Consider the following 10,036-nt stretch of genomic DNA (forward strand, 5'->3'; position numbering starts at 1 on the left):
TCCACGACCGTGCGGAACCGCGAGAAGTCGTAGGCCGCCAGCACCGGATCGGTCTCCGACGCCGAGATGCTCCCCATCCCCTGGAAGAACACGGCGGCGGCCGCGACCGCCGCCCCCCGCCGCCACGCCGGCTCGCGGCACCAGCGCCAGTAGGCGGCGAGCGAGCCGAGCACGACGAGGAGCCAGATGCCGGCCGTCACCGGCGCTCCGTACCCGCGGGGCACGGTCTCGCCGTTCCAGACGCCGCCGAGCGCCAGCAGGCTGCCGAGCGTCCCGAACGGGGTGTCGGCGCGGGCCGCGAACGCCTCGACGGCCGTGCCGTCCTCGGGCATGCCGGCGGGCCTGAGCAGGCCGGGGACGAGCCACGGCAGGCTCAGCACCCCCACCGCCCCGATCACCCGCGGCACCGGCGCCCACGCCGGACCCGTGTCGTCCTTCCCCGGGCGGGTCACCGCCGCGACCGCGAGGGCGGTGAGGCCGGAGACGGCCAGGGCCGCGAACCCGCCGATCGCCGCCGGGACCAGCGCGCGGACGAGCCGCCGCCCGCCGCCCGGCGCGCCCGTCAGGGACGCGGCCGCGACCACCCACGGCAGCGCCGCGTACCCGAGCAGCAGCGCCCACTGGCCGAGCAGCAGCCGCTCGGCGACGAACGGGTTCCACGCGTAGCAGACCCCGGCGGCCAGGCGCGGCGCGAGCCGGCGCGAGGGCACCAGCGACGCCGCCGCCGTGCACGCCATGACGAAGACCGCCAGCAGGACGAGCTTCTGCACGAGGTCCGCCGGGGCGACGGCCGCGAGCGCGGTGACGAACGCGTCGCTCGGCACGTGCCGCGGCACCGTGCCCGTCAGCCCGAACGTCAGCGCGGTGAACGCCGGGTCGGGCACGGCCACCATGTCGTACGACAGCACGAAACCGGGCGCGAGCCCCGGCCCGAGCGCCGCGAGCCCGAGCCCCAACCCGGTCAGTGCGGCCGCCAGGTGCCGCGTCCTGTCCCCCATCAGGCCTGGACGCTACCCGACGGGCCGGGGCGGGGCTCACGGGTCCCGGGCAGGGCGCGGCTCACGGGTCCCGGGGCAGGCCGAGGATGCGCTCGCCGATCACGTTCAGGTTGACCTCGGTCGTGCCGCCGCCGATGGACATGGCGCGCGAGGCGAGCATGTAGCGGGTCCAGCGCGCCCGCAGACCGTCCCGCCAGCCGCCGGTCAGCGCGCCCTCCGCCCCGAGCAGCGTGAACCCGAACTCGGTGACCTGCTGGCCGTGCTCCATCGCGACCAGTTTCCGGACGTTCGCCGTGGCGCCCGGGTCGGTGCCCGACAGCTGCTTCAGCGTGGCGCGGAGGCCGAGCAGCGCGAAGGCGTGCTCGTCGCAGGCCAGCCGCCCGAGCCCGTCCCGGACGACCGGGTCCCCGGCCAGGCCGAGCTCGTCCGCGAGCCGGACGAGCTTCGGCAGGTCGCCGCCGAGCTGGAACGACCCGGTCAGCCCGACGCGCTCGTTCGCCAGCGTGGTGCGGGCGACGCGCCAGCCCTCGTTCACCGGTCCGACGACGAGCTCGTCCGGCACGAACACCCCGTCCAGGAAGACCTCGTTGAAGACGGCGTCGCCGGTGCACTCCCGCAAGGGGCGGACCTCGATGCCCTCGGACGCCATGTCCACGAGGAAGTAGGTGATCCCGTCGTGCTTCGGCCTGGACGGATCGGTCCGGGCGATGCAGATCGCCCACTGCGCCTCGCGGGCCAGCGATGTCCAGATCTTCTGGCCGCTGATCCGCCAGCCGCCCTCGACCCGCTCGGCCCGCGTCGCCAGCCCGGCGAGGTCGGAGCCCGCGCCCGGCTCGGAGAAGAGCTGGCACCAGACGATCTCGCCGCGCAGCGTCGGCGGCAGGAACCGCTCCCGCTGCTCCGGCGTCCCGTACCGCACCAGCGACGGGACGACCCACGCCGCGATCATCAGCGGCACCGGGCGGACCCCGGCCCGCTTCAGCTCCTGCTGGATGACGATCTGCTCCACCGGCCCCGCGTCCCGTCCCCACGGCTTCGGCAGGTGCGGCGTCACCCAGCCGCCCTCCGCCATCGCGGCCCGCTGCTCCGCGACGTCCATCGCGGCCATCTCGGCGACCCGCGCGCGGATCTCCTCGCGGAGCGGCGCGGCGTCCTCGGAGAGCTCGACGTCCATGGGACGCCGCACGCCCGCGACCGCGAGCGCGGCCACGTCCGCCCGGTGCCCGCTCGCCCGTCCGAGCAGGGCCCGGAGCGTCATGGCCCGCCGGTAGCAGAGGTGGGCGTCGTGCTCGTAGGTGTAGCCGACGCCTCCGTGCACCTGGATGTTGCCCTCGGCGCACAGGACCGCCGCGTCCGCCGCGAGGACGGCCGCGACGCCGACGGCGTACGCACGCTGTTCCGCGGAATCGTCGAGGGCGCGGTCGTCGAGGGCGCGGGCCGCGTCCCAGACCGCCGCCCTGGCCCGCTCGACGGCGATGAGCATCCGCGCGCACTTGTGCTTGACGCCCTGGAACTGCCCGATGGGACGGCCGAACTGCTCGCGGAGCTTGGCGTAGGCGACGGCGTCGTCCAGGGCGCGCCCCGCCACGCCGCACGCCTCGGCGCCCAGCAGGACCGCCGCGAGGGCCTTCGGGTCGACGCCGCCGAGGAGGCGCTCCTCCGGGACGGCCAGCCCCTCCACCGCGACGGCACCGACGGGACGGCTGATGTCGAGTGACTCCAGCGGCTCGACGGAGACCTCGTCCCTCTCGACGACCACCCACCGGTCACCGGCGGGAAGCACGAAGAGATCGGCGAGGGGCGCGCCCAGGACGGGGCTGACCGTGCCGGACACGGTGGACCCGTCCACTCGGAGACCGCCGGACAGCCCGACCGCGGCCGTCCGGGACCCGTCCGCCAGGCCGTCCAGGTGCTTCGCGGCACCGGCGGCGCTCAGGACCGCCGAGGCGAGGACGGTCGGGGTGTAGGCACCGGGCGCGAGGGCCCGGCCGAGCTCCTCCAGCGCGACCGCCTGTTCCAGGAGCCCGAACCCCTGCCCGCCCGCCTCCTCCGGCAGGTGCAGGCCGAGGAGGCCCTGGGAGGCGAGGCCGGCCAGGAAGCCGTCCTCCGCCTCCCGGACGTCCCGCGACGTGATGTTCCGCTCGGCGAACCCGCGCACGGACGCCGCCAGCGCCTCGTGCTCCTCGGTCAGCCCGATCGCCATGACGCGCACCTCTCGCTCCGGGGGTGCGGCACAGCCTACGAGAAACCGAACGGAATTCGGAGAGCCGGGCCCGCGATCTCAGCCGGCGATCTTCAGCTGGGTGAGGAAGGTGTTCAGGTCGGGCCACTGCCGCTTGTGGGTGTTCGGCAGCGACGCGAACACCACTGCCGGCGCGGGCCGGCCCGTGTCGATCACCGCCGTCGCCGTGATCTCCCCGGTCGCCCGCACCCCGGACCGCTTGTAGGTGAGGTACGAGGCGACCAGCCAGCCCTTGTGCCCGTCCACGTTCAGCGCCTGCGAGGCCAGCGGCGACGAGCGGTGCGGGAACGCGTAGTACTGCGCCTCGTGGCCCCGGGCCGCCAGCCCGCTCACGTTCTTGACGCTCGACGGCCCGCGGTAGGAGCTCTTCAGCGTCGGCGCCAGCCCGCCGGTGAGCAGCTGGCCGTACCAGAGCTGCCCGCCCCGGCGCTCGGTGACGAGGATCTGCTGCCCCGACCAGCCCGAGGTGCCCAGCTTGTTCTGCTTGGTGGGCAGCTGCCACGGCGGGCCCAGCCGCGGGTACGACAGCCCCGAGATCGGGTCGGCCACGTGCCCGAGGACCTTGCTCGGCCGGCCGCTGAACGTCCGGAGCGGCTTGTCCGGCGGCATCGCGACCGGCGACTCCCGCGGCGGCCTCGCCGCGCTGTCCCCCTTCTTCGCGGCCGGCGCCGCGTCGTCGCGCCCCTTCAGCAGGTAGACGCCGCCCGCGGCGAGCAGCGCGACCACGAGCAGGCCGACCCCGCCGTACAGCGCCAGCCGGCCCCGGCCGCCGCCGTCCTCCAGCTTCTCGCCGGACGAGCGGGGCGAGCCGCCGAGCTTGGCGTCCGCGGCGGCCTCGTCGGCCATCCACTCCGGCATCTGCCAGTTGCCACTGCTCGGCTTGCCCGGCTTCGCGGGCCCGGCCGCGCCCGCGGGGACGGCGGGCACGTACTTCGGATCGCCCTCGCCGTCGTCCGCGCCGCCCTCGAACAGCGACCCCTCCCACTGGGGCGCCTCCTCGGGGACCGGGGCGACCTTGACGTCCTCGGCGTCCGGCGCCTCGGGCTGCTCCTGCCTCTCGGCCTTCTCGACCTTGCCCCAGACGTCGTGCAGCGCCGGGCTCTTCGGCTCCGTGATGGCCGCTCCGCCCGCCGAACCGGGCTCAGCGGCGGCGGGCTCACCGGAGGCGGGCCCGGAGGCGGGCTCGGAGCGGGGCCGGTCGTCCTGCTCGGAGAAGTCCGTCCGCCCCGTCGGCGCGGGCACCCGGACCTCGGGCACCTTGGCCTCGGGGAAGGCCACCGGCGGCAGGCCCTCCTCCTGCCCCGCCCGCGGCTCCTCCCGCTCGCGGCCGGGTTCGCTCTCGCTCATATCGGTCCAGCGCACACCGCGCTCCCCCTGATCGGACATGCGGCACACGTTACGCGAAGATCAATAATCGCGTTCGGAGCCGCAATCACGCTCCGGACACATCTTCCTATCGCATCAGTGATGCCCCGCGACCCCGATCTCACCGTGCGTCACCGGTTCGCGCGGCGCGAGCCGCTCCCGCGCGAGGAGCGTGCCGCCCGCCACCGCGCCCGGCATGGCGAGCACCGCGCCCAGCGGGATGAGAAACATCACGAAGGTCGCGGCGCCGAACCCGACCGCGAGCGGCCGGTTCCGCTTCAGCAGCGCGAACCGCTCCCGGCGCCGCAGCCCCCGCCGCTCCAGCGCGACCGAGGTCAGCTCGCCCGCGAGGAAGTAGCCGGACACCAGCGCCGCCACCACCGGGACGACCGTCTGCCCCACCACGGGCAGGAACCCGCACGCGAAGAACACGACCGCGAACAGCAGCGCGACCACGCCCAGGATCACCGTGTCCTTGACCGCCCGGCCGATCCGGACGAGCAGCGGGACGTCCGGCTCCGGCGGGGCGCCGCCCTGCGACTCCTCCACCCGGACCGCGATCGCCTCGTAGAACGGGTCGCCGACCAGCAGCGTCACCGCGGTGAACGTGACCACCGCGAGGAACAGCGCGGCACCGTAGAGGGCGAGCCCGGCGACGACCCGGACCGACGTCCGCGCGCTCTCGGACCAGCCGTCGGCGAACGGGGTCGTCCAGTCGGCCAGCTCGTCGATCTTCCACGCCAGGCCGGTGAGCGCCGCCGCGTACACGGCCAGCACGATCAGCGCCGGGATCAGGCCGAACAGCCACTGCGCGGGGTGCCGGGCCGTCCAGCCGAGGCCGCGCAGCAGGTAGCCGGCACCGGCGAAGAGGTCCCTGGCACGCGACGTCCGGGGGGCATGCGCATCGTCCACACGCCAACGCTACCGGGCCGGGAGCCCGACGAGCCGGGCCGAAGCCTCCCAGACCGCCCGGCGCAGCTCCGGATCCTTCAGCGGGCCCGCCGCGGGCAGCAGCCCCGCGCCGGGCGTCGAGCTGTAGAAGCCGCCGCTGCGGCCCTCGAACTCGTCGGCCGTCGCGAGCCGCAGCGCCATCCGCGCGCCCTGCGCCGGGGTCCGCATGACGGGGGTGCGCGACAGCAGCGCGCCGACCCGCTCGCCGCCGCGCACGTCCCGCGCGAGCGACGTCGCGACGAAGCCGGGGCACATCGCGTTCGCCGTGACGCCGCTGCCCTCCATCCGCCTCGCCAGCTCCTGCGCGAACAGGATGTTCAGCAGCTTCGAGCGCCCGTACACGCGCAGCGACCCCGCCGCCCCGTACGAGCCCGGCTCGGCCAGCCGGTCCACGTCGATCCCGTCCGCGAACCGGTGCGCCTCGGAGGCCACGATGACGATCCGCGACGGCGCGCCCTTCTCCAGCGGCCCGAGCAGCAGGTTCGTGAGCAGGAACGGCCCGAGATGGTTCGTCGCGACCATGCGGTCGTACCCGTCCGCGCTGACCTTGGCCCGCACCAGGTGCACGCCGGCGTTGTTCACCAGCACGTCCAGCCGGTCGAACCGCTCCGCCAGCGACGCGGCGACCCGCCGCACGTCCTGCTGCACCGACAGGTCGGCGATGAAGGTCTCGACCCGCGCGTCCGGCGCGTCGCGGCGCAGCTCGTCCACGGTCGCCCGGCCCCGCAGCTCGTTCCGGCAGACGATGCCCACCGTGAAACCCCGCCGCGCCAGCCCGCGGGCGATCTCCTTGCCGATCCCCGACGTCCCCCCGGTCACGATCGCGATCTTGGTCTCCATCCTCCCACCCCACCACCGTCCCCGGGCCCGGGCAAGCGATTGCTGACAAGGCCTCGCCGGGGGACGGCCGCTCAGAAGCGCTCGAAGCGGAAGGGAGCCAGCGTGTCGCTCTGGTCGTCGCCGAGCACCTCGGCGGCGACGAGATCACCGGCGTGCAGGCACAGGGTCGCGCCGCTGTGCGAGACGGCGAAGTGGAGGTTCGGCAGGCCCGGCGCCCGCCCGAGCACCGGCAGCCCGTCCCCGGGGATGGGCCGCTCCCCCACCCGGACGCTCTCCACCGTCGCGGCCCGGAGCCCCGGATAGAGCGCCCGGCCCGCCTCCAGCACCTCCTCGACCGTCGACTGCTCGACGGTGATCTCCCCTGCCTCGGCCACCCGCACGGCGCCGTCGGTCCGGCCCGTGTGCAGCAGCAGCCGCCCGGCGCCGTCCGGCCGCAGGTCGACGCGCGGGGTGTGCAGGACCCGCGCCGCCGCCACCGCCACCGGCGAGGTGTAGACGAGCACGCCCCGCGTGTTGCGCATCGGCAGGCTCAGCCCGGCGAACCCGGCGATCCTGGCCGCCTGCGGCCCGGCGCAGTTCACGACCGCGTCCGCGGCCAGCCGCCGTTTCGAGGCGAGCCGGACGGCGCGCACCGTCCCGCCCTCGATGTCGAGGCCGGTCACGGGGTCGTTCCGCACCACCTCGGCACCGCTGGACAGCAGATGGGCGACCAGCGGAGCCGGCTCGATCCACCCCTCGCGAGGGAAGAACGCGGCCTCGTCGGGCACCGCGGCGGGGTCCAGGTCCGGTTCGAGCCGCAGCACCTCGGCGCGGTCGACCCAGCGCGCCGCGTACCCGTACTCCAGGACGCCGGCGACCTTCGCGCGCAGCGCCTCCGACTCGGCGTCGGTACCGGCCCACTCCAGGTTGCCGCCCTCGTGGTACCAGCCGCCGTGCGGCACCTCCGCCGCCAGCCTCCGGTGGGCCTCCATGCCCGCGACGTTCAGATCGTGGTACACCCGCGGCTGCTTCCCGCACGAGTTCGTCCACGAGAACGTCGCGCCGGACGTCCCGCTCGCCGGCGCGCCCCCGTCCACGACGACGACGCGGGCACCCCGCCGCACCAGTGAGGCGCTCACCGCCGCGCCGTACACACCTGCCCCGATGACGACCACGACCACACGGCTCACTCTGATCGAACGGACGGCTCCCGGCAAGCCCTCCACGCCCGGCGGCGGCGGGCGGGCGCGAACGGCCGGTCACGGCAGGAAGAGGAGCATGGCCCCGACCGCCACATCGACGACACCGCAGGCTTCGGCGTACGAGCGGGACACGACCTTGTCGAGCTTCAGGTGCACGGCGTCCCAGGCCCCGTGGAGCAGCCAGCCCGCCGCCACCAGGTAGCGGCCCACATCCGGGTCCACCGCCAGGGCCACCAGGGCGATCGCGCCGAAGCCGAGCATGCCCGCGGCCTGGAGGCGGAAGGAGCCCCGGCCATTCGGCGTCCCGCCTACCGCTCCCCACACCAGCAGGACGAGCGCCATGGCGACGACGACACCGGACAGCGGCACCGCATCCAGCAGGTCGACCGCGACGACCACGGCGACCATGGCGCCGACCACCGGCCAGGACGCGCCGCGCCGCCCGATCCGGTCGAGGATCAGGTACTCCAGCGGCAGCAGGAGCACCGCCTCGCCGAGCCCGGAAACGGTGTCGGCCAGGTCCTCCATGCCGCCGCTCCAGATCAGCGCCGCGGCCGCCAGCGCCACCGCCGTGGGCCAGCGCCGCAACAGCGTCCAGAGCGGCCCCCGCCGCTCGCGCGCCACCTCGGTCATGACGAACACCTCCCGGTCAGGGCACGGATCGCGGTGGACGGCATCAGTGCGCGTACTCGGCGCGGCGGCGGAGCATGACGGCGAGCATCAGCGGCAGCATCGCGGCGTGCTCCAGCGGCATCAGCGAACCGGCGCCGACGACGTCCAGCCACAGCAGCGGGAACAGCACCGCGAGGGGCGCGAACATCGCCGCGCACATCTCCAGGGAGCCCGCCCAGCCGTGCCCGCGCACCCGCATCCAGACGAGCATCCCGGCCGACATGTCGAACGCCATCTCCAGCGACGCCGCCTCCGGATACCGCGACAGCGACGCCTCCGCCCCCGCCAGCGCGAGCACGCCCCGTACGGCCGCGCCGAAGACGAGCATCCCAACCGCCATCGCGATGACCATCTCGACGTAGTGCCGGGCGAACATGCCCCAGCCGCCGTGACGCCTGGCGCCCGCCTCGCCCGCCTCGCCGGCCTCGCTCGCCAGTGCGATCCCGTTCCGAGCCTGCATGGGCCTCTCCTTCCGTGCCTTTCGGACGCCCTCAGCCTGCGGGAACGGGATCGAGCCCAGTAGTGACGGACCCCTACGGGTCCGCATGACATCTGTCATGCGGATACCGGCCATATGGCACCCCGTCCCGGCGGCCCGCGGCTGGAACAATGGCCGCGTGCATGACGGGGCACCCAAGGACGAGACGGGCTTAGCGGGCTTCCGCCGGTACACCTGGTGGGCGGTCCCGGGCACCAACGTGGGCGTCCTGATCCTGTTCACCGGCGCGTGGATCCTGGACGGCGACGTCCCGGTCCAGCCGCGCGCGTTCAGCGCCGCCGCGCTGGCCGTCGAGGTGGCGGCGGTCGTGGTGCTCCTCAACGCGCGGCTGTCGGGCGGCGGCCGCGGTCCCCGTCCGCGCCCGCCCGCGGGCTGGCCCGCCGCCGGGATCCTGGCGGCGATCGTGCTCGCCGCCTGCCCGCTGGCCCTGCGCAACTACGGGCTGTGGCCCCTCGCGCCCGCGATGACGGCGGCCGTCGCCGCGACGTACCTGGACCCGCGGCCGCGGCGGCGGCTGATCGTGGGCGCGACGGTCCTCGCGGCGCTGCCCGGCGGCGCCGTCAGCCTCCTCAGCGGGGACGGCGAGCTCCTGTACGCCGCGCTGTTCCCGCCCGGGATGACCGCCTTCGTCATCTGGGCGATGCTCGGCCCGCTGTGGGCCTGGGACATCGCCGGACGGCTGGACGAGGCGCGGCGGCTGTCGGCGGAGCTCGCGGTCAAGGACGAGCGGCTGCGGTTCGCCGCCGACCTGCACGACATCCAGGGCCACCACCTCCAGGTCATCGCGCTGAAGAGCGAGCTCGCCGCCCGGCTCGCCGGGACGGACCCGGCCCGCGCCGCCGCCGAGATGGAGGAGGTGCGGCGGCTGGCCGCCGACGCCCTGCGCGACACCCGCGCCGTCGTCCGCGGCTACCGCCGCACGAGCCTGGACGAGGAGATCGCCAACGCGACCCGGGTGCTCGCGTCGGCGGGCATCGACGCCCGGACGTCCGTGGAGCCCGCCGCCGTCGCCGAGCCCGCCCGCCACCTGCTGGGCCTCGTGATGCGGGAGGCCACCACCAACCTCCTCCGCCACGGCCGGGCCCGGCACGCGACGATCGACTACCGCGTCACCGGCGGCGTCGCCCGCCTGCGGATCGGGAACGACGGCGCGTCCGGGGTGCCCGCCGACCCCGGCGCGGGCACCGGGACGGGTCTGCGCGCCCTCGCCGAACGGCTGGAGGCCGCGGGAGGCGGGCTGGCGTGGGTCCGCGACGGCGACCGCTTCGAGGTCACGGCCTCCCTGCCG

General features: G+C 75.3%; 9 protein-coding genes. 1 reads left to right on the top strand and 8 read right to left on the bottom strand.

Annotated elements, in window-relative coordinates; all coding sequences use genetic code 11:
* The 8 genes from E1300_RS43100 to E1300_RS43135 form a co-directional block, all read right to left on the bottom strand.
* A partial coding sequence (locus E1300_RS43100; protein WP_503104946.1) for an MmpA family trehalose lipid delivery protein occupies nt 1-998 on the bottom strand: 998 nt, incomplete at its 3' end.
* Nucleotides 999-1,059: 61 nt separating this feature from the next.
* On the bottom strand, nt 1,060-3,201 hold the full coding sequence (locus E1300_RS43105) for an acyl-CoA dehydrogenase family protein (RefSeq protein ID WP_131763059.1): 2,142 nt from the start codon (nt 3,199-3,201) through the stop codon (nt 1,060-1,062).
* A 78-nt stretch (nt 3,202-3,279) separates the two neighbouring features.
* Nucleotides 3,280-4,626 (bottom strand): hypothetical protein, encoded by a 1,347-nt coding sequence (locus E1300_RS43110; protein ID WP_131763060.1) that lies wholly within the window; start codon nt 4,624-4,626, stop codon nt 3,280-3,282.
* Nucleotides 4,627-4,701: 75 nt separating this feature from the next.
* Nucleotides 4,702-5,517 carry an EI24 domain-containing protein gene (locus tag E1300_RS43115; RefSeq protein ID WP_131763061.1) on the bottom strand — a complete coding sequence of 272 codons (816 nt, stop codon included), beginning with the start codon at nt 5,515-5,517 and terminating at the stop codon, nt 4,702-4,704.
* A gap of 9 nt (nt 5,518-5,526) precedes the next feature.
* Nucleotides 5,527-6,396 (bottom strand): SDR family NAD(P)-dependent oxidoreductase, encoded by an 870-nt coding sequence (locus E1300_RS43120; RefSeq protein ID WP_131763062.1) that lies wholly within the window; start codon nt 6,394-6,396, stop codon nt 5,527-5,529.
* Between the two features lie 71 nt (nt 6,397-6,467).
* On the bottom strand, nt 6,468-7,601 hold the full coding sequence (locus tag E1300_RS43125; protein WP_306440701.1) for an NAD(P)/FAD-dependent oxidoreductase: 1,134 nt from the start codon (nt 7,599-7,601) through the stop codon (nt 6,468-6,470).
* Between the two features lie 33 nt (nt 7,602-7,634).
* Nucleotides 7,635-8,210: a hypothetical protein gene (locus E1300_RS43130; RefSeq protein WP_131763064.1), complete on the bottom strand. Its 576-nt coding sequence runs from the start codon at nt 8,208-8,210 to the stop codon at nt 7,635-7,637.
* A 43-nt stretch (nt 8,211-8,253) separates the two neighbouring features.
* Nucleotides 8,254-8,709, bottom strand: a complete 456-nt coding sequence (locus E1300_RS43135) for a hypothetical protein (protein WP_242619765.1) — start codon at nt 8,707-8,709, stop codon at nt 8,254-8,256.
* Nucleotides 8,710-8,866: 157 nt separating this feature from the next.
* On the opposite strand from E1300_RS43135, the gene E1300_RS43140 reads away from it, so the two are divergent.
* The coding region (locus tag E1300_RS43140) for a sensor histidine kinase (protein WP_242619766.1) at nt 8,867-10,036 on the top strand (1,170 nt) is incomplete at its 3' end.

Source organism: Actinomadura fibrosa (assembly GCF_900659615.1).
In the GTDB taxonomy this organism is placed as follows: domain Bacteria; phylum Actinomycetota; class Actinomycetes; order Streptosporangiales; family Streptosporangiaceae; genus Spirillospora; species Spirillospora fibrosa.

Coding starts and splice junctions, on each gene's coding strand:
- E1300_RS43120 (WP_131763062.1), bottom strand. CDS start 6,396: ATGGAGACCAAGATCGCGATCGTGACCGGGGGGACGTCGGGGATCGGC.
- E1300_RS43135 (WP_242619765.1), bottom strand. CDS start 8,709: ATGCAGGCTCGGAACGGGATCGCACTGGCGAGCGAGGCCGGCGAGGCG.
- E1300_RS43110 (WP_131763060.1), bottom strand. CDS start 4,626: ATGTCCGATCAGGGGGAGCGCGGTGTGCGCTGGACCGATATGAGCGAG.
- E1300_RS43105 (WP_131763059.1), bottom strand. CDS start 3,201: ATGGCGATCGGGCTGACCGAGGAGCACGAGGCGCTGGCGGCGTCCGTG.
- E1300_RS43130 (WP_131763064.1), bottom strand. CDS start 8,210: ATGACCGAGGTGGCGCGCGAGCGGCGGGGGCCGCTCTGGACGCTGTTG.